The following is a 24,717-nucleotide window of genomic DNA, read 5'->3' as shown; positions in this document are numbered from 1 at the left end:
GGGGCCCCCCGCCGGGCGCGCCCCCCGCCCACAAACCCCCCCCCCCCCCCCCCCCGCCCCCCCCGCGGGGGGGCGGGGGCCCCGGCCCCGCCGGGCCCCGGCCCCCCCCCCCCCCCGCGCCCGCCGCCCCCCCCGCCCCCCCCCCCCCCCCGACAGATGTTCCGGATGTGTGGACCAACAGCTGACGTGCGGGTTCCGTCCTGAAGACCGGGCGACGCAGGCCGAGGGCCGGCTTGACGGCCCAGCGCAACCACAAAGATTTTTTGCCATCAGCGAACCGCGGAGCTCAGGCACCGCGCCGCCGCAATTGGACACTCGAAAACCTTGGACAACCAAGGTGATGCAGACCGGCCACCCGTACCGGCTCAGGCAAGCACCGCGCTCATCCCGCAAGACACGAGTCACATGAACGCTCCGGCAATCGCGAGGGAATCTCGCCTCGCTGGTCGCCACCCTTCCAAACATCACTGGTGTCATTCAAACGGACGAGGACAGGCACCTGGTGTCCCCCTAGCGTGCACTCGGGCGGCATGCGCTCAGAGGTGATTAAACCGGGCCATGGCAGCATCGAGAGCCAATCGGCCATGTGCGCTTGGGAGAGGCAGATGAACCCGCACCTGGTCTGCGTGGGAGGCGAGGATCACGCCTTGAGAGTTCCCTTCCTCATCGCGTTGCGAGAGAAAGGCTTTCGCGTTACGGCGGTCTCGAGCGGTTCTCCCGTACCGTTTTTACGGCATGACATTTCGCATCACAGGTTCTCCTTCGACCGCTTTGCAAGCGGAGGCGGGGAATGGCGCACTCTCGGAACGATGCGCCGCTTGATGCAGGAGCTTCAGCCTGACATCATCCAGAGCTTCGACACCAAGCCAAATCTGTTAACGCCCCTTTCGGTACGGGGAACTGTTCCGGTCATTCGCACCATCAACGGACTGGGATGGACGTTCTCATCGCTGGAGCCTCGAGCCCTGGCCTTGCGTCCGGTCTATTGCGCACTGCAATGGCTTGCGTCTTCCTGGACGGCAGCGACCGTATTCCAAAATAGCGACGACCAACTGTTCTTCGAGCGCTTTCGGCTGATCGGTCGCGGAAGTTCGCGACTGATACGCAGTTCCGGAATCGATGTCGGCGCGTTCGCAACGGTGCGCCATCTCGGGTCCTCAGCAACGAAGATGCGAAAGGACCTCGGCCTTCAGTCCGCCGAAGTGGTGATCTTCGTCGGCCGTTTGACGCGCCAGAAAGGCGTGGCGACCCTTCTCAAGGCGGTCCCTCGCATTCTGTCCGCAAGGCCCTCGGCACGGTTTGTGCTCGTCGGCCCACGAGAATCCGAAGGCTCATTCGCAATCGACAAGTCGGAACTCGATCGGCATGCACCTCATGTGCTGGCCTTGGGTCCACGACGCGATGTCGCCGACCTCCTTGGCATGGCCGATGTATTCGCCTTTGCCACTCAGTATCGCGAAGGGGTTCCGCGTGTATTGCTGGAGGCGGGGCTGGCGGGACTGCCCATCGTGGCCTCAAGGATGCCAGGCTGCAGCGACGTCGTCGAAGACGGATGGAACGGCTACCTGGTTGCGCCGCATGATGCCGATGCCCTCGCCTCGCGAACAATAGACTTGCTGTCCGACCGCGCGGCGGCCAAGGCGATGGGCGCCCGTTCTGTTGAACTTGTCCGGAAGCGATTTGCCCTGCCGCTGGTGGTCGACCAGTACTGCGACCTTTACGACAACACACTCCGCGCGGGGCACATGCGACCGCTCCCTGCCGTTGGGCTTGGAGGCGGCCTCGCAAATCACCGAGGCGGGGCACATCAATGATCCGGGACGCCTTGCTCGCCCTGGGGGTTGCTATGTCCTATGCGACGCAACTAGGCGTTCCGGGATTGCCGCTCGGCTATGGCGAATTGTTCATCGCGATCTGGATCGTGCTGGCGATTGGACGAATACTCGCTGGCGGTCGTCTCCAGCTCACACCCGCTTTTGTCCAACTGGCGAGCTTCTGGCTGCTCCTGTCGCTCGCTTTGGGGATCGGCACGATCGTCGGTTACCTGACCACCGTTCTTTATCTGACCGGGTTTGTACATGACATTATGGCATATGTGTTGCTGGCAAGCTTTACGTGCCTGGCCGCGGCGGAGCCGGACGCCGATCGGCATCTGCGCCGCAGCGCATGGTACGTGGTCGCGTTTGCCAATGGAGCCTTTGTGATACAGCTTGGCTTGGCTTATGGTGCGATCCACCAATCCGGCGTCGATCCCTGGTATTGGGACCGGTTCCGCGGCTGGTCAGAGAACCCGAACCAACTCGCGCTCTATTGCGCGCTCTTTGGCCCGCTGGCTTTGCATCTTGCCACGACCACGCGCAACCCATGGGCTCGTTTGCTAGCATTCTCATGCCTGCTCCTGACGTTCTATGTCGGCCGACTGACGAAGAGCGACACCTATCTCTATACCAGCATCCTGAGCTGCCTCATCTTCATCGGATTGCGGCTTCGTGCATGGATAGCAACGAGCGGCCGCGCCAGCATGCCCCGCCTGGCGGCAATTATGCTGTTGGCAGGCTCCTTCCCTCTAGCGCTTGCAATGACGCCGTACGCGCTCACCGAAGAGACCAGCGTCGCCAATTTTGCGAAGAGCCTTACCAAAGACGAAGGCGGGGAAGCGACCGTCGAAACGTTCGAACTCCGGCTTTATCTGTGGCAGGAGGCTGTGGAAAAAGGATTGAAATCCGGGTCCCTGGGACTGGGCCCTGGCCCCCACCTCGAGCGGCCTCCCGTGGCCGACCGTCAATTTCTACAGCGACCTTTCGAGGCGCATAACACCGTTCTCGACCTTTACCTGCAGGGCGGATTGCTTGCCGTGATGGCGTTGGTCTGGATCGTGGGCGCCGCCATGTCCTCCGCCTGGCGAGCGGGATTCGACGCCCTGCTGGTGCTCGGGGGATCGACGATAATCTTCAGCATGCCTCACCTGATCATCCGCCACCCGATCGTGTGGTTTTCGCTGGCTTTCTGCCTCGTTGCCGGAAATCCGACCGCACTTCGGCGGCAGCTTGCTGAACCGAGGGTGGCCTAATGTGTGGGATCGCGGGAATTCTATTGGCTTCGGACGCTCTGGACATAAAGCCGCTTGGAGCGATCGGGCGGATGACTGCATCGCTGCGTCACCGGGGGCCGGATGGCGAGGGGCTCTGGATCGACCGCGAAGCTGGAATCGCACTGGGCCACAGGCGGTTGGCAATTGTCGACCTGTCAGCCGCCGGGCACCAGCCGATGCATTCCGCCAGCGGTCGGTACGTGATCACCTTCAACGGTGAGATATACAATTTTCGCGATTTGCGTAGCGAACTCGAGTGTGCGGGCCAAACCTTTCAAGGTGCTAGCGACACCGAAGTGATGCTCTGCGCAATCGAGCATTGGGGGCTTGAGGCCGCCCTCAATCGCTTTGCCGGTATGTTCGTCTTCGCATTGTGGGATCTCAAGACAAGAACCCTGCATCTGGCCCGCGACAGAATGGGCAAAAAGCCCCTCTATGTCGCATCGACCCGAGATGCGCTGGTTTTCGCGTCTGAGCTGAAGGCGATCAATTGCTTTCCGGGCTTTTCTCCCGACCTTGATCTTGATGCCGCCGCGGCAATGCTTTCGACGGGATGGGTGCCGGACCATCGCTGTATCTGGCGAAGCGTGTTCAAACTGCCGCCTGGTTCTGTCCTTTCCGTCACGGCGGCGAATTTTGCCGAAGACCGCAGCGCGGACCGTCTTTCCCGATGCGTTCACCGCTGGTGGTCGCTGGCTGCCGTCGCTGCCGATGGGCGACGGAATCCCGCCATCGGCACCGACGAAGATCTGGTTGACGAACTGGACAACCGGCTTCGGCTGGCTGTGCGGGAACGTATGATCGCCGACGTGCCTCTGGGCGGCTTCCTGTCGGGCGGGATCGACAGCTCAGCCGTGATCGCCTTGATGCAGGCCCAATCCTGCAAGCCGGTTCGCAGCTTCACGATCTCGTTCGGAGAGGGCGGCTTTGATGAAGCTCCATACGCAGCGGCCGTTGCCCGTCATCTGGGTACCGACCACTCCGAACTTCACCTCTCGCCAAGCGCCGCACGTGACGTCATTCCCGAGTTGCCCCAGGTCTGGGATGAACCCTTCGCCGATGAATCACAAATACCGACCTTGCTCGTTGCCAGGCTCGCTCGTCAGCACGTCACCGTAGCGCTGTCGGGCGACGGTGGTGACGAATGCTTCGCAGGATACGGCCGCCACTTTATGGCGGAGCGGCTGAAACGGCACCTGCGCCTGCCCCGACAACTGCGCCGAACCTTGGCGGCAGGGGCAGGGTTTTTCGCACGCGCCGGACGTGACGATGCCGTTGGCAAACTGCCGCTCTCTGCGAGCGCGAGGCATTTTATCCGGAGCGACCGAATGGAACGCCTCGCCCGGCTGCTCACGGCATCGAACGAAGACGAATTGTTTCAGCGGCTGGCGCGGCCACAGGCTGAAAACCTGGGATATCAGCGGCCGACCGAACCAACCCACGGCTACGGCGGTCCGCCGCTTGACGACCTGCTCTCCCGTCTTCTGTACGATGACATGGCGGGCTACTTGCCTGGCGATATCTTGGTGAAGCTGGACCGTGCCACCATGGCCAACAGCCTTGAGGGTCGGTGTCCTCTGCTTGACCACCGCGTTGTCGAATTCTCCTGGCGGCTGCCATCCAACATGAAAGTTCGTGATGGCGCCGGCAAATGGATCCTTCGCCAATTGCTACGCCGCTATCTCCCGCAGCACCTGATCGAGCGTCCGAAACAAGGCTTCGATGTCCCTATCGCTGCATGGCTGCGGGGTCCGCTGCGCAACTGGGCCACCGATCTTCTCGCCGACATGCGAACCGAAAGCAGTGACGTATTGGACACCGCGAAGATCGACGCCTGCTGGCGCGATCACATTGATGGCCATAACCGCTCGCGCGAATTGTGGTCCGCGTTGATGTTCCAGGCCTGGCGGAGCAAAGCCAATCGGCAAGCACAGCAAACCGGCCCAACTCATGAACGCGACCTGGCAGGAGTGTAAGATGGTAGGTTCCGCAATCAGCCCGATCCAGCTGCCACGGGTCAATCAACTACCAGCACCGGTTCTCGAAGGCAGAGTGCCCGTGCGGTCATTGCGTGAGTATGTCGAGCCGCCCACCGCGTCGCGCCAACTCTTCGTGATTCTGGCAAGGAGAAAATGGTCTATTGTTGCCTTCGCTGTGTTGGGCGGCTTGTTGGCGGGGTTGCTGGGAAGCCTTCGACCAGTTCTCTACGAGTCAACAACCCAGCTTATCGTCGACGCCCCCTCGCGCGGTTCACTGCCCGTCGGCGCCCCGTCTTCGCAGGACCTCGTTGATTCAAGCATAGATGACCACATCACGATGTTATCGTCGCAAGATCACCTGCGCCGCGTCATGGCGGCACTGCGCAAGACAGGTGCGGCGGAAACCGGACAGGACAATTCCGCTAGCAGGAATTCCCGGCTTGAACCGTCTGCCACCCCTCCCCCAAGGACACGCTCACTTGCCGGCGGTCTACTGGACTGGCTGTGGCCAGGGGCGGACCAGGCAGCCAACGGTCCACAAGCCGAGGATGCCTCCGAGTTAAGAGATTTGCGGCGAGGCATGCGGGTCGGGCAGGAGCTGCGATCGAGAGTAATCTCCGTCGCTTTTGCCGATGACAGCCCCGCGCGGGCGGCGCTCGTGGCCAACACATTCGCTCAGGTTTATGTCGACTCCCTAGCGAAGAAAAGGCAGGCATCCGACCAGCAAGAGCTCGATGCGATCACTGCCAGTTTGCCCGGGCTGCAAAATGATCTGCAGGCAGCGGCAGACCGCCTTGAGAAATATCGGCTGAGCCACGGAGCCATCGACCAAGGCTCGGCTGACAATGCAGCCAGGGAACGGGCCGACCTCAGCCAGCAATTGTCGATGTCAAAGGCGGACCTCGCCGCTGTGGAATCTCGGCTTCGATACGTCCAGGAGCTTCGAGAGCATGGGGCCTCTCTCACCGCCTTGGCCGAAGCTATTGGCGCGCCTGAACTTGCCGACCTTGCGGCTCGACAGGCTCTCGCGCCGGCAGACCAGGAACTCAGAGCCACGACGCAAAGCAAGATCGAACAAGGCGTCGACAAGATTGCTGCCGATGCAAACATTTTCCGTGCACAGATCGCCGCTCTTGAAAGCCGAAAGAACATCCTGGATGCGGTCATGGCCGACACCGCCAGCCGGCTTTCCGGTTTGCGGGCTCTCGAGCCGCAGGTCAGCCTGCTGACCCAGCGATATAACGAACTCCTTGGTCGACAACAGGATTTGACGCGGCGTATCGGAGTTCCCTCAGCTGGAATTTCCATCCTGTCCGCTGCTTGGCCGCCGACTATCCCGCAGACCTTGCCAGCCATCTTCCTTGTTCCCCCTGGGATGATCCTATTCGCCATTCTGGGGGCGATGTACGTCACGATGCGCAATCATTTCGACCGGACTTTCCGTGGCGAGGCCGAGGCAGAAGCGGTGCTCAAGGTTCCATGTGTGGGGCAGATTCCCGAAGCAGGCGGAATGCATGCCAAACAACTGCGAAACCTCGTGCTGGGGGAGCGCAGGTCCGCATATAGCCGCGCCGTGACGTCGTTGCTGATTGCGGCGGCACCAAATGCGCTAAGGGCTCGTTCGTCGTACACGGCGCTTGTCACCTCCAGCGTGCCGCAGGATGGCGGGACCGAGCTCGCGTGGAGCCTGGCGCTCGCCGGCACGCGACTGGGCGGTCGAGTTCTGTTGGTCGATCTTGAACGCAAGGGCGTTCAGCTCACGCTCGAGTTCCTGCACCAGTTCAGCGAACGCAAGAACCGCCATTCCTTCGCTGACTATGTTTGCAATCGCTGCGACCTGGAAGGTGCCGTTGCCAGGCTGCATGAAATCGGGATCGACGTAATGACCGCCGCTCCGTCGGACGACCTGCTGGCGCTGCTATCATGCGAGGACGGAGGCAAAGTGATGGCGGATCTGCACGCGACCTATCGCATCGTGATCATAAACCTGCCCTCGGCGCTGGGGCGGCCGGAAGCCAAATTTCTGCCAGGATGGGCGGACGTGGTTCTTTTCGCCATCCGGTGGAGGAAAACGCCACGCACCCTCGCTCGCGGGGTGCTGGAACTCCTTCAGGGCAACGGTTCTCTTGCGATACCTGTTGGCAGTGTCCTCACGCGAGTGAATCTGAAAAAACATGCCGGATATCGGCTCGAGGACAGCGCTGACCTCTTGCGCGAGCAAATAGCATGACGGCCACAGGCTCGTCCTTGGGCTACGGACGATCCTGGGGCGGTTCATCCAGGGAGCGGCCAGGACGATTCACGGTGCAGCCTGTCAGCAGAGCGCGTCATTCAGGTGAATGATGGCAAGGTCCGGTGTGCATCGTAGGCTGCGGCAATCCCCGATATTTGCCTCTCTCGGAAGCGCGAACCGATGGCACCAAGCGACCTTCTGAGACCCAAGACGGTTCCTGCGGCAGGCACAGCCATCATCGTTGTTCGGCCGAGCCCGATCGGCTCGATCATTCGTGCAGCAAGCGGAGTGTCGGCAATGGCGATTGTCGGCCAGCTCACCCTTCTTGCCGCAATCCCGGTTTTGGCGCGGCTCTATTCGCCGGCCGATTTCGGCATCTTTACGATTTATCTGTCGATCGTGAACATACTCGCCGGGGTCGCGGCATTGCGCTTCGAGGCTTCGCTCTATGGGGTCAAGGGGAACGCGCAGGCCTATGTGACGGTCAAGCTTATTCTCTTGGCTGTGTTCGTGACGACCGTCCTGGCCTTTTCGGCCGGACAGATGCTGTCGAACCTTGCTCCCAATCGCCTCGGCTCGCTCGCCTGGCTCATTCCGATTGGAATGGGAGGCGCAGGTCTGGTCGAAGCCATGAACTGCTGGAGTCTGCGTGCCGGGCTTTTGCGCGATTTTGCTCTCGGGCGCCTGATCCTGCCGGCGAGCATGGCTGCACTGCAATTGGCTTTCGGCATCGCCGAACTCGGCGGTGAAGCGATGATCCATGCCCATATTCTAAGCCAGTTCGTCTTCATCGGGGTGATCGGCTATCGGGTGATGAGTTGGGAGGATTTGCGTGGCATCGCCTGGGCACCTTGGCGTGCGGTATTGGAAAAGGCTCGGCGGGAATACAAATTTCCTCTGTTCGATATTCCCGCAACGCTCGCGAGCATAGCAATCAACAATCTTCCAGCAGTCCTTGTCGGCGGGCTGTTCGGCACCGCATTTGCCGGATATTTGGGCGTGGCCGCGCGGCTGGTCACCGGTCCGGTGACGCTGATCGCCACACCGCTCAGCAATGTTTTTGTCGCCGAAGCAAACCGGAACAGCAATCGTGGACACCTGCTTGGTGTGGCGCGCGGGCTTCTCCTGCTGGCCGCCGCCTTTACCGCGGTGCCGATCTTGCTCCTCGGCCTCGCCGCGCCCTATGTGGTCGTTCCGCTTCTGGGCGAGCCTTGGATGCCCACTGCGGAAATCATGACCGCACTGGCGCTGATGGGCGCGGCACAGGCGTTGTCGACTCCGCTCAGCGACGTTCCCGCTCTGTTACGGCGGCAAGGAACAAGACTGGTCATCGACCTCGCACGGGCGGTTCTCGTGTTTGGCCCGCTGCTCGCCGGCGCCCAGGCGGGCTGGCAGCCAGTCACCGTCATCTATTTCATGGCCGCCGGCGGCGCGTCGGGTTTCGCTCTGAAAATGGCAGCATCACTGTATCTGTTGACCCACGACCCTCAACCAGCAGGCGCTGCAACGTGCATCCAACATGAATGTCTCGAGGAAAAAACACCATGAATTCGTCGTCGGTTGACAACCTTCAAGCGGCAGTTGCGGTCACCCAGCATGACCGGGCCGATCTCTCGTGGTCACGCCCTTTTATCTCGGTCGGGATACCAACCTTTCGTCGACCGGATACGATCCGCAGGGCGATCGACAGCGTCTTGGGCCAGGATTACTCCGATTGGGAGTTGGTCGTGAGCGACGACGAGGGGCCGGAGGGCGAGACCTGGGCTATCGTGACCGACTACGCACGGAGCGAACCTCGCATCCGCATCATCGAAAACAGTCGAGGTCGCGGTCAGGTGGAGAACACCAACAACGCTATGCTGGCTTGCTCCGGACGATGGATCAAGTTGCTACATGACGATGACTGGCTTGCGCCAGGTGCACTCAGGACATTCGCCGAAATTGCCAAACAGTACCCCTCAGTCGCCTTCATGACGTCAGCCGCAAACATAATCGAGGACAAGCGAGTGCGATTTCGCCAAGTCCCCAAGCAGCAGGAACCGATCTCGCTTTATTCCAGCCAGCAGTGCCTGATGGACCTCTATCTGGTGCGCGCGACACGCTGCCTGGGGATTATTCCATCCACATTGTTGATCAACAGCGACGTCATTCGTGCCGGCTGCTTGATGCGCACGCACAAAGAGATTCCGGCCGGAGTGGATCAACTGTTCTTCGTGGATCTAGCCAGCCATGGGGACATGGTGGCGATAAGCGATCCGCTTACCTTTTACGATGCAACGAACCATCCAAGCATTACAACGTCAAAAAGTTTCCGCGAGGTCGACGAAGTGACCCTCGCCGTCAAACAGCTTAACTGGAATCTCATCAAGGACCGCAACCATCTCCCGCCTCCCGAGACATTGCTGCGGGCATTGCGGGTTGCTCGTATTCCCATGAGGTTCCACCAGCAGTCCTGGTTGACCACGTTCCTGGACGGGATTCAGATCTTCCGGCCTTCCGTCATGAAGGTGGCGGGCTGGCACGTGCTTAACCACGTGTTTGCAATCCGCCCAAGATTGGGCCGGGTGCGCACACGACGGCGGTAGGGTGAGGCTGGCGGACAAGCACGCCGGCAACAGATTGCGCGCGCACAAGCCTGTTGCGCGCGCGCATGGTACGGCCGTTACCTCACGGCAAGACGCATATGCGCCCAAGAAGAGCTACCAGTTCCGCCTGGCGCCGTGTTTCGGTCTTGGCGAAGAGCGACGCCAGCTGTGACCTTATCGTGGTCCGGCTCAAGCGCCGCTTGCGGGCTATCTCCAAAGGGGCATCGCCCTGCGCCAAGCGCAGCGCGAGTTGCGTTTCGGCACTCGTCAGACCAAACATTCTTTGCAGCGTCTGGGGATTTGGCCCGGACCTGTTTTCACGATCCAGCAGCGCCACGATACTCGTCGCGTCAGGCGTTGCTATGCCCTTCTCGTTCAAAATCAAGGGCCTGTCGCCCATACCGCGGATCACCACCCATGAAAGCGTGCCAGGAAGAAAATTCCCCGGCACGTTTGCGATCAGCCGCCTCAGAGCAACCGACACCTTGCCGGCCGTATCAGCTGCCTCGCCCTCGCGCTCCAAGGTGTTTTGAGCGGCTGAATTCCACTCCATGACCTTCCTGTCGCTGTTCAGGATCAGATAGCCACACCCGATGCGATCAAGCATTCTCACAACAGATGCAAGGCTGCTCTGCTTTGGCTCGACAGCCACGCCGTCGAACCTTTGTGGTGCTTGGTGCCAGGCGGAACTATGGCCACCCTGCGTTCTCAAGGCCGAGACGGGCTTTCCCCCGAAACTTCCATATTGGCGACCAAGAATTCCATCATGCTGCCTACCAACCAGTGCCATTTTCTTACCTCCCGCAAAACGGCAACGCCTCCCTGTCAGGAGGTGCCTTAAACATGTCAGTCAGGTCGCTTGGAGAGTTGCGGTCCGATCCGCCCCCGACAACGGACAAAATGCGCGCTACAATCCCGGGGAACAATCCTGCGGTCGGACTAGTCTGTACGCTTTTCGGTCTAATCTCGACGGACTAGTCAGAAGGTTATAGTCTGGCACATGCGTTTGCATTCGCTCAGTTTGCATCCGAACAGCTCAGGCAAGTTGCTAACCCACCTTGCCTCGATGTCGCTCCTGGTCGCGACACTTGCGGTCGAGACAGCGCTGCCCGCCTCCATGGCATACGACATCGGCTTTTTTGAGTTTGTTCCCACCATTATTGCCATCTCATATCTCGAAGATCGCCTGATTGCCCTTGCGGCAACGTTTGTGATGGTGACTGTCGGCTTGTTGGCGCGGGATGTCCTTCACAATCCAACCGACGTCGACGTTTGGATTAGGGCCATCCTGCTGCTGGTTGCAGGGGGGATGATCGCCCTGACTTTCCACCGGCAGAGGCAGGACTACCGCACCCTTTTGCGGGTTGCAGAGGCTAGACTCGTGGCCTTGGAGGCGACCGAAAACAGTTATCGCTGGGCATTTGAACGTGCCGCTATCGGCTTTGCCAATATGAGCGAGAACGGAGAGTTGCAACGATCCAACAAACGTCTTTGTGAGATGACAGGGTATGCCGAGGAGGAGCTTTCTAGTTTGCCAGTCAGGGCACTCGTCCATCCTGACGACAACCACACTTTGGCGGAAGCATTGACTCGCCTCAAAGACACGACTTCGTTCGGCTCGGAGATCCGTCTCCTGAGAAAGGACGGCACGGTTTTGTGGACAAGATTGGCGCTGTCTTTGGCCGTGCCAGCTGATGCTCTCCCTCAAAGCATCTTTGTAATGGTGGACGACATATCGGGAGAGCGAACCGCCCGCGAGGCACTCCGGGCTCAGAAGGAATGGTTGGACCTGGCGCTGTCGTCCAGCCGGTTGGGAACATGGCGCATAGACTTCGAGAGCGGATCCGTGAACGGCTCGGCCGCGTTCTGGGAAATGATGGGACTGGCACCCGCGCCGAGCCGTCCGCTGCAGGAACTGGCTGCGGTCGTTCATCCAGCCGACTTGCCTAATTTGACGGCCCCGGGAGAGCTTGCATCCGGCGCCAACTATGACGCGGAGATCCGCATCAGGCGAGCTGGCGGACATATCCGCTGGATTGCTCTTCGCGGACGGGACGAATTGCGCGATGGTCGTGCACAGCGAATAGGAGTCGCCGCGGATGTCACCGATCGGCGCATAACCATTCTGCTGCGGGCTGCGGCGAAGAAGCGAGAGCGGGCCATGCTTGAACAGCGCCACAGGCTCAACAATCTGTTTCCGGTGATCACGGCGCTTGTGAATATGGTTAGTGCCCCCGACAACGATATCGCCCGCTATAAGCAGACACTGATCCAAAAAATCGGCGCACTCCAGGCGACGCATCTGCTTCTTTCACGCGATGGCAACCTGTCGGCGTCCTTGCGCGACCTCATCGTTCAGGAATTGCAGCCCTACATGGGGACGCACAACATCTCGATCAGTGGGCCCGAAGTAAAAATCGCAGAGGGTTCGGCTGAGAGCTTCGCAATGATCGTTCACGAGCTTACGACCAATTCCGTGAAGCATGGGGCTCTCGGCACTCCGGCAGGCCGGATCGAGGTCATGTGGCAATTCACAGCCCAGGAGCCCGGCGCCGACATCGTGTTTGAATGGTCGGAATCGGGAGAGCGCCGGGTCTCCACCTCGGCTCGGCGCGGTTTTGGGTCGTTGATCATTGGAGCCGACGGTGAGCCTATCGTGGGTCACTCTTCCAAGCTTGAGATGCTGGCTCACGGACTGAAATATTCGGTCCGGCTGCCGCCAAAAGCAATCGGCGCTAGTTGACGTCTCTGGCGGCCCATGTCTTCAGCAGAACCGCGGCCTCTGTCCGATTTCGTGCCCCAAGTTCGCGCAGGACGGCGGCGGCATGAATCTTCGTCGTCGCTTCTGCAATTTCAAGAGAGCGGGCAATCTCTTTGTTCGAGTAACCTTCGGCCATCAACCTGAGGACTTCCTTCTGTCTGGACGTAAGCCTGCCCAGATTGTTGACGCTGGTGGTCCTGTGGGGCATTCGCGTGGGAGCCTCGGATGGAAGGCGTACCGGCTCCTTGGACCTTTGTGAAAGAAGTGCCGGAACGTAAATACGGCCGGCCAGGATTTCCTTCACCGCCAGGACCACCTCCTCGTCCGTTTGGGACTTTACGATATAGCCATGAAGTCCAATCGAGAGGGCAGTTAGAATCTCGGCGCGTGAATCGGTCCCTGAAACAATTGCAAACCGTGTGTCGGGATGAGCCGGTAAGACGTCGCGAAGATCGTCCTGGCCGGACAGTCCTGGCATGTTCAGGTCGATGACGGCGAGATCAACGGGCGCCTGATCTTCAAGCAGGCTTATGACGGTATCAAAACACGCCGCTTCGAATATTTCCAAGTCTGGAATGCCGGCCATCAATGCCAGTCGCAGCCCACGACGATACAAGCCGTGATCATCGGCGATGATAATACGATACATGAACCACCCACCTTTTGGCAGCCCGCATGTGTCCCTAGCTGCCGAACCCTCCCTTTGGATGGACTGTACGGTGACCCAACACAGATCAGCCGCCCGCTGATCCCCCGTATGTCGACGCTCGTCGCCGCCCATCCGCACATTTCAACCAGCTAATATAGCTTACAATCGCACACATTTCAGGGCCAGATGGCAAAGTGTTTTTTTCGTACGAACGGTAGCGATGCCCTTCCGAGAAGGTCGTTACCGGCGCCGGACATGCGCACAGCAGTTGCCAATCGAGCGGCTACAGCTCCCAGCTCTGATTGACCGCCCTGCCGCGCCCATGCCCTGCCGGCTGGAATATTGAAATCAAAACGCCGGGAAAGTGCCATTCAAATGCACGACGACGCCTTCTCGGGCGCCACTTACCATCGCTGCACCCGGAGAGGCGAAACCAACACTGGCGTACCTTCCGGCCGGTGGGCTGGACCCATCACACCGCGACAGTCGTATCAATAGGAGGACGAGATGAAAGCGGTCATTCAGTGCGGTGGAATGGGAACACGCCTTCGGCCTTTCACATCCATCTTGCCCAAGCCTCTCATGCCGATCGGTGCTCGACCGGTTCTTGAATTGCTTTTGAAGTGGCTGCGACGGAACGGCATTCAGGAAGTCTACGTCACGACCGGCTATCTGGGGCACTTGATCCGCACCGTATGCGGAGACGGATCACAGTGGAATCTAAGGATACGCTATACCCAGGAGCTGGAACCTCTCGGCACTATCGGCCCGCTCTCCCTGATCAGGGAGGAACTGGACGAGCCGTTCATTGTTCTCAATGGGGACGTACTTACCGATCTCAGTCTCAGCCGGTTTGTGGCATCACACCGGACTCACACGGATCCAGTCACCATAGCCACCGCTTCCCGCGTCATCAAGATGGACTTCGGCGTCATCGACGAGATCGACAATACTGTTAAAGTATTTCGTGAAAAACCGACTCTATCTCATCTGGTAAGCATGGGTATATATTGCATGAACCCAGATGTTTTCCGTTTTATACCTGACGGTATCGCCTTCGGATTCGACGACCTCATGCTGCAGATGATGCAAAACGGCACGAATGTGCACGTCTACAAACATGATGGGCTTTGGCTGGATATCGGACGCGTTGAAGATTTTCAAAACGCACAAACCATTGCCTGGGAAGAGCAGTCCGCATCGATCGAGGTCTCGGCAGCGGCCGCTTGAGGGCCGAACGCTCGGCCGCGCCAACATGAGGAGGTCGTAATGCTCTTGGTCAGCGCTCCTATTCTTGGCTTTCCGGAAAAGGCGGCCCTGGCCAAAGTTGTCGACAGTGGGTGGCTGACGATGGGGGACCAGGTACGAGCCTTTGAAGAGGCCTTCGCGGCCGTGCATGATGCGGTCGATTGCGTCGCCGTCAGCTCTTGCACCGCCGCCCTGCATCTCATTCTCCATGCACTTGGGATCGGCCCTGGAGACGAAGTGCTGGTTCCCTCGCTGACCTTCGTGGCGACCGCGAATGCAGTGCTCTACGTAGGAGCAACACCGGTATTCGTCGACATAGAGTCGGCCGAAGTGCCACTGATGTCTCTAAGCGACGCGGAAGCCAAGTGCACCGGACGCACCAAGGCAGTCATTCTCGTCCATTTTGCCGGCTACCTCGCCGACCGGGAAGAATGGCAGAGATTTGCCCGTGTGCGAGGACTGCATATCGTCGAGGATGCCGCGCATGCTCCCGGCCTTAAGGAGGTGGGGACTTACGGTGCGGCCGCGGCCTTTAGCTTCTACGGCAACAAGAACATGACCACCGCGGAAGGCGGGGCCGTTATCGCCCGGGATGCACAGCTCCGTGAAGCGATCCGCCAGGCTCGCGGACATGGGATGACCAGTGGCACACATCAGCGGCTGAACAGCCGCACGCCGCAATACGACGTGACGATGCTCGGTTTCAATTATCGCATGGACGAATTGCGCGCCGCTATCGGCTTGGTCCAACTTCAGAACCTGCAGGAATGGAATGAAATCCGGCGCATATTGGTCGTCCTCTATCGGCGTCTGATCGCAGATTATTGCTCGGCTGTGACAGTCCCGTTCGGCAAACCGCGGACCTCGGCCTACCACATCATGCCTGTCCTCCTGCCGCATGACGTCGACCGGCAAACGGTAATCGACCATCTGCGAACGAAGGGTATACAGACCACAATCCACTATACGCCCGTGCACCAGATGACGCTTTATCGCCAGATGTTCACTGAAATCCATCTGCCGAAGACCGAGGACTTCGCGCAGCGGGAATTGACGATTCCACTACACCCGCAAATTACGGCAAGTGCGATCGAGTCGGTGGTTGTTGCGTTGGCCACGGCGATTGAAGGCAGCGGGCGGGCGGGAGCCGCGGCATGAACGCACTCGACGTGACGATGCATCGGCCCGCCGTAGCTGGCACCAGCCACGGAATTGCCAGACGCGCTATGGACATCATCCTCGCCGCAGTAGCGGGAATGGTACTCGCTCCACTGATGCTCCTGATTGCCGTTGCACTCTTTGTCGAGGGCGGTTGGCCCGTGCTTTTCGCACAGACGCGCCTGGGTGCCGGCGCAAAACCGTTTCGCATGTACAAGTTCCGCAAATTCAAGACGACAGCCGATCCTTTCGGCCTTGCGCTGACCATGAACGATGACAGCCGCATGACGCGGGTAGGCCGTTTTCTCGCGGCAACGAAACTTGATGAGCTGCCCCAACTGTGGAACGTTTTCACGGGGGACATGGCGATTGTCGGGCCGCGGCCGGAAAGCCTTGCCTTCGCCGATTGTTTCCGCGGCGGCAATGAAGCTGTCCTACAGTGGAAGCCTGGCCTGCTCGGCCCAACCCAGGTTCTCTTCCGTCACGAAGCCTGTTTTTACCCGCCCTCCCTTGATCCGCTCCTGTTTTATCGAGAGGTCCTGTTCCCGGCCAAGGCAACGATCGACCTCGCCTACTATCCGCGGCGCACCATTGCGTCGGACCTCGTCTGGATAATGCGGGGCTTCAGGGCGGTTTTCGGCGTGTCCCTGCCTCCCGCGGCAAGTGGGTAGAGTTGGCAAGTGAGGAGAGTTTGGCATGAATGGATTGTTGTTCGTTCGCCAGTTTGACGGCTCACATGATCGAAGGAGTGCACGGTCGTGAACTATCACGGCAGGAAGGTCCTGGTCACGGGTGCGGATGGATTTATCGGATCCCACCTCACGGAAGCGCTGGTGCGCGAAGGTGCCGATGTCACGGCACTGGCCCTCTACAACTCGTTCGACAGCCATGGCTGGCTGGATGATTTGCCCGACCACGTTCGAAGCCAGTTGCAGTGCATTCGGGGGGACGTTCGTGACAGCGCCTTCATCAACCGGATCGTGCGCGGCCAGGCGGTGGTGTTTCATCTGGCTGCGCTGATTGCGATTCCCTATTCCTATGCGGCTGCCCAATCCTATGTGGAAACCAATGTGCTGGGTACCGTGAATGTCCTCGAAGCGGCACGCCACTGGGAAACCGAGCGCATTGTGCATACGTCCACAAGCGAGGTTTATGGCACCGCTCTGACCATGCCGATCCACGAATCCCACCCGTTGCAGGGACAATCCCCCTACTCCGCATCCAAGATCGGCGCGGACATGATGGCGGCGTCCTATGCCAGGTCCTTCGATGTGCCGGTGGTGATCCTGCGACCGTTCAATACATACGGGCCGCGCCAGAGCGAGCGGGCCATCGTGCCGACCATCATAAGGCAGGCTCTGGACGAGAACTGTTCGGCGATCATGGTCGGCGACACCAGCCCTATCCGCGACCTTACCTTTGTGGAAGACACTGCGGCGGCATTTGTGGCGGCAGGGGCGGCCAAGCTTGAATTTGGCCATGCCTACAATGCCGGCAGCCAGCGCGCCGCCAGTGTCTCGGACGTTTTGGAGTTGGTGCTCGAGTTGAGTGGCACCAGGAAACCGGTCCGCCGCGATGAAAGCCGGGTGCGGCCGCAGAACTCCGAGGTTCGTGCGTTGCTCGCCGATTCCTCAAACCTTGAAAGTAAAGTCGGATGGCGGGCACATACGAGCCTGCGTGATGGTCTGGAAAGGACCATCGAGTGGTGGCGCTCGCGCCTCAGCGAAGGCCGCGTCCGTCGTGAAATGAGCTATATGACATGACCTTTCCGCGGCTCATACCGGCTGTGCTGCTGATGGCCGCTCTGCTGGCGCTGCACACAGCCGGAAACCGGCCGAGCGGTGCGGCAGGCACGGAGCCGTCAATGGATCTGCCCGCTTACCTGAAACCTGTCACTGATCCGGCGACAGGGATCAGCTTTACTCGGATTACCCAGCCCGGAGCTCTTGGCAGCGGAATTGTCTGCGGCAAGATATATTGCAGTCACCGATACTCGAGCGCGCAAGCGTGGAATGCGGATCAGAGCCTCCTCGTCCTCATGAACGGCTGCAACGGCATGTGTTTCCTCGACGGGAAAACCTACCTCCCTTTGTTTCACCGCAACAAGTCGGGTGAGTGCGAATGGCGCCCTCGAAAGGCGGAGATGATGATCTGTGTCGACGGTCAAAAGATCTCGACTTGGGCTCCCCGCACCAATCGTGAGGACATAGTGTATGCCGCAACGAAATATCGGGATCTCGAATTCGGCCCGTCCAAGGGAAATCCTAGTCGTGACGGCAACCGCATTGCCGTACGCGCGACCCGCGATGATGGAGCTGCCGTCGTCTTCGCATACGACATCGACCGGCGTCTGAAATACCCGGACATCGATCTCGCCCAGGTTGCCGGAACGACCAGTTCCTGCACCATTTCTCCGCTTGGAGAAAACATCCTGTGTTTCCAAAACCTGGTCGACGGCACCGAGCAGCGAGCCATTTTCGCAGTCGACGGCACCCTGCGCCAGAGGTGGAAGGACCATCATCGGCCCGGCCATGGCGATTTGACTCTCGATGCGGATGGTAGCGAGATTTACGTCGGAACCAGCAAATCCGCTCCGGACGAATATCAGGTGATCAAGCGTCGGCTGTCCGATGGAAAGGTCACGTCGCTCACGAAGTACGGTGAGGCCGAGCATACGTCGCTGCGTGCTTTGGACAGGCCCGAATGGGCATTTATAAGTTACGGGGGCAATCCCGATGAGGTTCGGAGCCATCCAAACTGGGCGCCATACACGCGCGAAGTGATCGCGCTGCGTGTTGACGGTCGTCAGGAGGTCCGACGCATCGTGCAGACGCGAAACGCTCCATTTGACTATTGGAGCGAGACACATGCCTCACCGTCCCCTGATGGGTCGCAAGTGATCTGGTCGAGCAATTGGGGGGTGCCTGGTGGGCCGGTCTACGAATTCGTCGCCCGTCTCGATTGGCCGCAGCAGCCGAGCTTGAATTAAAGGGAGATTGCCATCAATGGCCTTCGTTAGCCGAATTTTCTTTGCAGCGCTTGCCGGCTGCCTGGCCCTGGATATCGCAGCCGCGGCTGAAGCGCCGGTGGCCTACAAGCTTTCCCCCGGCGACACGGTAGAGATAGGAATTGCCTCCATAGCGGAACGAACGCAACGCGCGATTGTCCAGATGGATGGCTCGATCGCGCTGCCCGAGTTCGGGATGATCCCAGTTGGCGGGTTGACGCCGGCTGAATTGCAGACGCGCATGGAAGCGGTGCTGCCAACCAAGATCGTCCACCAGCGTCTGCCTGATGGACGGGAGCAAATGATCGTCATCAAGCCGAGCGACGTCACGGCCGTGATCGCGGAGTACCGGCCGATCTACGTGACTGGCGATGTGCTGACGCCAGGGCAGCAGGCTTACCGGCCACTCATGACAGTCCGGCAGGCGATTGCGGTCGCCGGCGGTTTCAGCCTTCTGCGGTCGCGGGCAAGCCAAAGCGGACCTGATCCCGTTGATCTGCGACGCGACTACGAGTCGATCTGGGGGGATTATATCAGGGACTACTTTCATGGCGCCCGTATCCGCGCCGAACTTCAGAACCAGGCAGAATTTGACATGCAGCCGCCGCAAGGTTCGCCCCTGTCGAATGCATTGATATCGGCGGTCGCGCAGGCGGAAGCGGAGGGTCTCAGAATTTCGCTGAACAATTTTCAACAGGAGCAAAGCTATCTCGACAAGACCGCCAAGGATGCCGAGGCTGAGGTCGAGGTTCTGCTCAAGCGCGAGCAGACGGAAGCGGCCGCGGTGAAACAGGATGAGGACGATCTGGCGCGGGTCACCAAATCGTTCGAATCGGGCAACCTGACCAACAGCAGGCTCGCCGACGTCAGACGTGCCGTGCTGATGTCGTCGAGCCGGGCGCTCGAGACGTCGGTCGAACTCATGAGAACGCGACGCCAGCAGGAAGACTTCGTCAGGCAGCAGGAACGCAATGAAAATCAACGAAGGATCGGCCTTCTGAACGAGTTGAGGGACACCGACCTTCGCCTCGCCGAGACCACTGCAAGGCTCCACGCAGCCAGCCAGAAGCTTCAGCCATCAGGGGCGTCCGCTCTTCCACTGCCGGTCGCCGGCGAAACCTTCCAGGCGCGGATCACAATAACCGGCGGGGCCGGCGACGCGTCGAGAAGTCGACCGGTCGACCAGGACACTGAGGTCGCGCCTGGAGACACGATCGAGGTGAGGTTCAGCAGCGACCTGCAGAGTGCGGCGATCCAGTATCTACGCGGACGTGAACCTAGCCGGGAACGATGAGGCTGATGCCTCGCCTCACAGCATGAAGACATGGGCGACCTGAGAAATCGAGCATGGGAAAATCAAGAAAGCGGGTTTGTCGTGATTGGTGAAATAGATGTCGCCAGCGCCTACAGCACCGGCCGCACCGACTTCATGGGACTGAAGTTGGTTGTCGCGCCCGGCGTGCTCGTCCCTCGCCCGGAGACGGAATTGCTCGGCTGCACCGCCCTCAATGTGCTGCGTGAACTTAATCGGCCGGTCCCGCGTGTCGTCGACATGTGCTGCGGGGCAGGCAATCTCGCCTGCGCCATTGGATACAAGGTCCCCACCGCGCGCGTCTGGGCGAGCGATCTCACTGACAGCTGTGTAGAAACCACGTGCCGGAACGTCGCCCATCTTGGCCTGGCCGGACGCATTTCGGTGCTGCAGGGCGACCTGTTCAATTCCTTCTCGGGTCTGGAGCTCGAAGGCACGATCGATCTGGTCGTTTGCAACCCGCCTTACATCTCCGAGAAGCGGCTCGAAAACGACCGCGCGCATTTGATGGAACTTGAACCACGTGAGGCGTTCGCTGCCGGGCCCTACGGCCTGAGCATTCACATGCGGGTGATCAAGGAGGCGCGGCGCTATCTGCGGCAAGGTGGTATGCTGCTTTTCGAGGTCGGGCTTGGCCAGGACCGGCAGGTCATGAGTTTGGTTGAACGTTCCAAAGGCTACGAGAGCATTCGCACGGTTGCGAACAATGCTGGTGAAGCCAGGGTGGTTTGTGCACGAGCCAGAACGCCAGCGTGAGCCGCGCCATGGGTTTGCGCGCTCGGTTGGGAAGACGCCCTTATTACCATCGCCCGGCGATCAGTTTTCCTTGCTCACCACGTAACGTGCAATTCCCTGGATGGAATCGAAATTCTCAGGCAGAAGTTCACTGTCCTCGACAGTGATGCCGAATGTCTCCTCGACGAAGCCGATAACTTCAAGCACTCCAGTCGAGTCTATGATGCCCTGGTCGAGCAACGACGTTTCAACCTCCAGGGCACGCGGGTCGGCCACGTAGAAATTTGACGCCAGAAAGGCGCGTATCTGATCGCTGTAGGTGTCAATTCTGTTGTTCGTGCTCAGCATTGAATTGGCCTCCGATCCAAATGATTTCCAGGTATCGCTTTATGACAGCGCTATTTTCTTGAGCTTGCCCGTGTCCGTCATCGGTAGACTGGACACAATTTGGATGGACTTCGGAATCATGAAGTTTTCCAACCGCTTCTGACATTCCATCCGCAGCTGCTTTTCGCCTATGATCGTTCCTTGCTCCATGACGACAAACGCTTTCACTGCTTGCCCCAGCAGGTCGTCGGGAACTCCGACAACCGCGGCTTCCCGTACTCCCGGGATTTCCATCAGCACGTTTTCGACTTCCCTAGGCGCCACCTTTTCTCCCCGCGATTTTATGATCTCATCGCTGCGGCCGACAAAATAGAGGTACCCTTCCTCGTCCATTCGGCAGTAGTCGCCGGTGTACAGAACCTGCTCGCCGGGCAAAGGGCCAGGCTTGAGCTTCCTCGCGGTAGCCTCCGGCTTACCCCAGTAGCCCTTCATGACCGTTGCTCCGCGGATGACCAACTGGCCGACGACATTGGGACCGACCTTTCGGTCATCCTCATCGACAATCCACATTTCGGTGTTCGGGATGGCGATCCCCACGCTCAACGGTTTTCGCGCAAGATCTTCCGGCGGAAGATAGGTGCAGCGTTTGCATTCGGTCAGGCCGTACATCGAATAGATCCGGGCATCGGCAAACAGTTCCTGGAGCAGGCGAATGTGCTTGAGCGGCAGTGCCGCAGCAGTGTTCGTGACATACCTTATGCTTGCAAAATCATTTGCCTTCAGCGTCTTGAGATCCGACAGCGCGGCAAAGATGGTCGGCACGCCGGGAAAGCCTGTAACTCTCTCCCTTTCGATGATCGCAAGTATCTGTGCGGGGAAGGCAAACGAGCGCTCGAGGACCAACCGCGCCCCGGTACGGAATGCCATTATCATCTGATAGAGGCCGTAATCGAAGGCCAGGGGCAAGACATTGAGGATCACGTCGTCTTCGCCAAGCTCGAGGTACGAGGCGATAGACGCGCAGGCTGCCATCATGTTCCTGTGTGTCAGCATCACGCCTTTGGGTTCGCCGGTCGAGCCCGACGTGTAGATGATGGCTGCGAGATCGATATCGATGCGGCGGCGGGCCGGCGCTTTGCCGTGGCCGGCAGCCGCCTCATCCCAGCGCACGGCATGCGGCAATCCCCGGAGCTCGGCGTCGTCCACCTGACCGGAGACGATGAGCCGCCGCAGCGACGGACAGTTACGCGCCGGCTCAGTAAAGATCGGCTGCAAATGTTTGTCGGTGATCAATGCCGCCGGCAGGCAATCGTTGAGCAAATACCCCAGCTTGTCGCTCTTGGTGAGCGGATTGACGACGCACACAACGGCGCTCGCCTTGAGAACCGCCCAGAAGCTGACCACGGTCTCGACGGTGTTGTCGGCGAAGATCATGACGCGGTCACCGGGGGCGACCCCGGACGTGACGAGATGATGGGCGACCGCGTTGGAACGTGTCTCAAGCTCATCATAGGCGAGCCGGTGCCCGCCGCACACCAGCGCCACCTTGTCGCCGAGCCGGCCGGCCGAATGGCTGAGGTAGTCGTGCAGCAGAGGGACGGCGCCATGCATCATACCAGCACCTCTTGCCTGTGCAGGTGATCGACATCTATCCTGAGGTCGACCGCACACCCGCTCGAAGGGCGGCTTGCGACAAACTGCTGATGGAGGAGCTGCGTCGACAGCACGCCGACCAACGCCATGTTGTCCGAGTTGGACAGATCCCCATCGCCGGTCTTGGCAGCGCATTTGTCCAGCAGGCGCGCGACCGAGTTCGGATCAAAGACATTCGCCGCGCGCAGGGCAGTCTCCGAGAGTGCTTCGCGGACATAGGCGGGTGCGCTATCGCCGATGAAGCAAAGTGCGTTGGGCGCCCGGTAGGGTTGCTTCTTGCGGGCCACGACTTCCGCGGGCACGATCGATTTCGCCACACGCTTCAGCACGTGTTTCTCATCCAGAATGCGCAGCTTGTAGTCGGCCGGTAGCGAATTCGCCAAGGCCACCAGCCTGTCGTCCAGGAACGGGAACCGCCCTTCGACGGAATGGGCCATCAGCATCCTGTCTCCCTGCGAGGAGAGCAGGTAGCCCGACATCAGCGTCCTGATCTCAAGATACTGGTCCTGCGCGAGAGGACCCCATCGTTGAAACTCTTCGGGCAGGCGGCAGAGCAGGTCCGCCACCACGTCGTGACGCGCCGTTTCGGCGTGCATGTCGGCCGAGAACAGCCGTTTGATGGCGCTGGTGGTGCGCCAGCGGGTATCATGCGCGAAGCCGGGCGCGCCAAATGCATGGATACCATGTCCAAAGAACTGGCGCGCCATCGCCTGCTGCTTGACCGGCGAGCGGCTCAGATAAGGGTAGAGGCGTTCCAGCAGTCGCGCGCGTCGGGCAGAGGCGGGCTGCCGCCCCCAGAAGCGGCGGACCTTGCCTTCCCGGAACAGGTCGTAGCCGGCGAACATCTCGTCGGCCCCTTCGCCGGTCAGCACGACCTTGATGCCATGTTCGCGCACCAGCCTCGAGAGAAGGAACAACGGCGCCGGCGCCGTCCTGAGAATCGGACGCTCGGCGTGACGGATCACATCTGGGAAGATGTCGGCGATGTCACTGCGCGAAACCATCACCTCGTGGTGCTCGCCGCCGCTCGCACTTGCAACCAGCCGCTGGTAACGGGTTTCATCATATTCGGCGTCAGCAAAACGCAACGAGAAAGTCTGGAACGGCGCGCCGGCGAAGCGCCTCCCGAGCATGGCGACAAGTGAGCTGTCGAGCCCGCCGGAAAGGTAGCAGCCGACCGGCACATCCGCCTTCACCATCCTAAGCGCCGTCGCGGCCTGCAAGGCGCCGCGCACTTCGTCCACCGCATCCTCCAGCGAGCCCCTGAAGGTGCCATGGGACAGGTCCTCGCTCTCGGGATAGCAAGGTTTCCAGAAAGCCTGCTCACGAACGCTGCCATTGTCGTAGATGCGGACATGGCCGGGGGTAAGTTCCTGTACTCCCTGAAATACGCCTTGCGGCGGTACGACGGTCCACAGCGTGAAAGTCTGGTCGACCCCCGCCGGATCGAAGGCCCGCGGTATCGCCGGGTCGGCTGCGAAGATGGCCTTAACTTCGCTGGCGAAATGCAGGCGGCCAGCGTGTTCGCACAAATGCAGCGGGCAGATGCCGAACCGGTCGCGCGACAGGACGAGGCGGCCTGTCAGCGAGTCCCAGATGGCGAGTGCCCACTGCCCGTTCAGCCGCTCGAACGCGCCCACGCCCCAGGCGCGGTAGGCATGCACGACGACCTCCGTATCGCTGCGGGTGCGGAAACGATGTCCCAGGGCTATGAGTTGGTCACGCAACTCGACGTAGTTGAAGATCTCGCCGTTGAACACGATCCAGGTGGTATTGCCTGTGTCGGCGAGAGGCTGCTGTCCGGTCGAGAGATCGATGACCGACAGGCGGGTATGCGCCAGCCCCGCTCGCTTGTCGCGGTAAAGGCCGCTTTCGTCCGGACCTCGATGGGAGAGCGCGGCTGCCATTCTCAGAAGCGCGGCTCGTGACGGAGGCTCCGCAGCCGCTTTCAGCGCCACAATTCCGGCGATGCCGCACAT

At 60.2% G+C, this 24,717-nt stretch carries 19 protein-coding genes; 14 read left to right on the top strand and 5 right to left on the bottom strand.

Annotated features, from left to right (window positions below; all coding sequences use genetic code 11):
• The first annotated feature begins 605 nt into the window (after nt 1–605).
• From NKI21_RS15265 to NKI21_RS15240, 6 genes are all read left to right on the top strand, one after another.
• A complete protein-coding gene (locus NKI21_RS15265) occupies nt 606–1,814 on the top strand; it encodes a glycosyltransferase (RefSeq protein WP_352866169.1) in 1,209 nt (402 codons plus the stop codon).
• On the top strand, nt 1,811–3,070 hold the full coding sequence (locus tag NKI21_RS15260; RefSeq protein WP_352440666.1) for an O-antigen ligase family protein: 1,260 nt from the start codon (nt 1,811–1,813) through the stop codon (nt 3,068–3,070). Before NKI21_RS15265 ends, NKI21_RS15260 begins: the two co-directional genes overlap by 4 nt.
• Nucleotides 3,070–5,067 (top strand): asparagine synthase (glutamine-hydrolyzing), encoded by a 1,998-nt coding sequence (gene asnB / locus NKI21_RS15255; protein ID WP_352440667.1) that lies wholly within the window; start codon nt 3,070–3,072, stop codon nt 5,065–5,067. Before NKI21_RS15260 ends, asnB (NKI21_RS15255) begins: the two co-directional genes overlap by 1 nt.
• A 1-nt stretch (nt 5,068) precedes the next feature.
• Complete coding sequence (locus NKI21_RS15250) at nt 5,069–7,300, top strand: GumC family protein (protein ID WP_352440668.1); 2,232 nt, start codon at nt 5,069–5,071, stop codon at nt 7,298–7,300.
• 183 nt (nt 7,301–7,483) lie between these two features.
• A complete protein-coding gene (locus NKI21_RS15245; protein ID WP_023808945.1) occupies nt 7,484–8,851 on the top strand; it encodes an oligosaccharide flippase family protein in 1,368 nt (455 codons plus the stop codon).
• On the top strand, nt 8,848–9,888 hold the full coding sequence (locus NKI21_RS15240) for a glycosyltransferase family 2 protein (RefSeq protein ID WP_023808946.1): 1,041 nt from the start codon (nt 8,848–8,850) through the stop codon (nt 9,886–9,888). Before NKI21_RS15245 ends, NKI21_RS15240 begins: the two co-directional genes overlap by 4 nt.
• Before the next feature lie 82 nt (nt 9,889–9,970).
• Here the strand turns inward: NKI21_RS15240 and NKI21_RS15235 are convergent, their stop codons facing one another.
• Nucleotides 9,971–10,678 (bottom strand): helix-turn-helix transcriptional regulator, encoded by a 708-nt coding sequence (locus NKI21_RS15235; protein WP_031212340.1) that lies wholly within the window; start codon nt 10,676–10,678, stop codon nt 9,971–9,973.
• Between the two features lie 210 nt (nt 10,679–10,888).
• On the opposite strand from NKI21_RS15235, the gene NKI21_RS15230 reads away from it, so the two are divergent.
• Nucleotides 10,889–12,631 (top strand): PAS domain-containing protein, encoded by a 1,743-nt coding sequence (locus NKI21_RS15230; protein ID WP_023808948.1) that lies wholly within the window; start codon nt 10,889–10,891, stop codon nt 12,629–12,631.
• On the opposite strand, the gene NKI21_RS15225 is transcribed toward NKI21_RS15230, so the two are convergent.
• Nucleotides 12,624–13,298 (bottom strand): LuxR C-terminal-related transcriptional regulator, encoded by a 675-nt coding sequence (locus NKI21_RS15225; RefSeq protein WP_023808949.1) that lies wholly within the window; start codon nt 13,296–13,298, stop codon nt 12,624–12,626. The genes NKI21_RS15230 and NKI21_RS15225 overlap by 8 nt on opposite strands.
• Before the next feature lie 507 nt (nt 13,299–13,805).
• On the opposite strand from NKI21_RS15225, the gene NKI21_RS15220 reads away from it, so the two are divergent.
• The 7 genes from NKI21_RS15220 (at nt 13,806) to NKI21_RS15190 (ending at nt 20,779) form a co-directional block, all read left to right on the top strand.
• On the top strand, nt 13,806–14,528 hold the full coding sequence (locus NKI21_RS15220; RefSeq protein WP_023808950.1) for a nucleotidyltransferase family protein: 723 nt from the start codon (nt 13,806–13,808) through the stop codon (nt 14,526–14,528).
• 39 nt (nt 14,529–14,567) lie between these two features.
• On the top strand, nt 14,568–15,704 hold the full coding sequence (locus tag NKI21_RS15215; RefSeq protein WP_023808951.1) for a DegT/DnrJ/EryC1/StrS family aminotransferase: 1,137 nt from the start codon (nt 14,568–14,570) through the stop codon (nt 15,702–15,704).
• Nucleotides 15,701–16,375, top strand: a complete 675-nt coding sequence (locus NKI21_RS15210) for a sugar transferase (RefSeq protein ID WP_023808952.1) — start codon at nt 15,701–15,703, stop codon at nt 16,373–16,375. Before NKI21_RS15215 ends, NKI21_RS15210 begins: the two co-directional genes overlap by 4 nt.
• An 87-nt stretch (nt 16,376–16,462) precedes the next feature.
• A complete protein-coding gene (locus NKI21_RS15205; RefSeq protein ID WP_023808953.1) occupies nt 16,463–17,467 on the top strand; it encodes an SDR family NAD(P)-dependent oxidoreductase in 1,005 nt (334 codons plus the stop codon).
• Entirely contained in the window at nt 17,464–18,693 is a 1,230-nt protein-coding gene (locus tag NKI21_RS15200) for a hypothetical protein (RefSeq protein ID WP_031212341.1), read from the top strand. The genes NKI21_RS15205 and NKI21_RS15200 overlap by 4 nt, the downstream gene beginning before the upstream one ends.
• Nucleotides 18,694–18,709: 16 nt before the next feature.
• Nucleotides 18,710–20,005, top strand: coding sequence for a polysaccharide biosynthesis/export family protein (locus NKI21_RS15195; RefSeq protein WP_352866164.1), 1,296 nt, complete (start codon nt 18,710–18,712; stop codon nt 20,003–20,005).
• Nucleotides 20,006–20,035: 30 nt separating this feature from the next.
• A complete protein-coding gene (locus NKI21_RS15190) occupies nt 20,036–20,779 on the top strand; it encodes a N5-glutamine methyltransferase family protein (protein ID WP_050592622.1) in 744 nt (247 codons plus the stop codon).
• A 60-nt stretch (nt 20,780–20,839) separates the two neighbouring features.
• On the opposite strand, the gene NKI21_RS15185 is transcribed toward NKI21_RS15190, so the two are convergent.
• From NKI21_RS15185 to asnB (NKI21_RS15175), 3 genes are read right to left on the bottom strand one after another with little or no spacing between them, the layout of a single operon-like run.
• Nucleotides 20,840–21,106 (bottom strand): acyl carrier protein, encoded by a 267-nt coding sequence (locus NKI21_RS15185; protein ID WP_013533122.1) that lies wholly within the window; start codon nt 21,104–21,106, stop codon nt 20,840–20,842.
• 39 nt (nt 21,107–21,145) lie between these two features.
• Nucleotides 21,146–22,699 carry a class I adenylate-forming enzyme family protein gene (locus NKI21_RS15180; protein WP_031212342.1) on the bottom strand — a complete coding sequence of 518 codons (1,554 nt, stop codon included), beginning with the start codon at nt 22,697–22,699 and terminating at the stop codon, nt 21,146–21,148.
• Complete coding sequence (gene asnB, locus NKI21_RS15175; protein ID WP_023808957.1) at nt 22,696–24,717, bottom strand: asparagine synthase (glutamine-hydrolyzing); 2,022 nt, start codon at nt 24,715–24,717, stop codon at nt 22,696–22,698. The genes NKI21_RS15180 and asnB (NKI21_RS15175) overlap by 4 nt, the downstream gene beginning before the upstream one ends.

It is taken from the genome of Mesorhizobium sp. M0715, assembly GCF_040320355.1.
In the GTDB taxonomy this organism is placed as follows: Bacteria; Pseudomonadota; Alphaproteobacteria; order Rhizobiales; family Rhizobiaceae; genus Mesorhizobium.
Note: the sequence above shows the minus strand (reverse complement) of the source record. Positions and strands in the feature narration are given on the sequence as shown.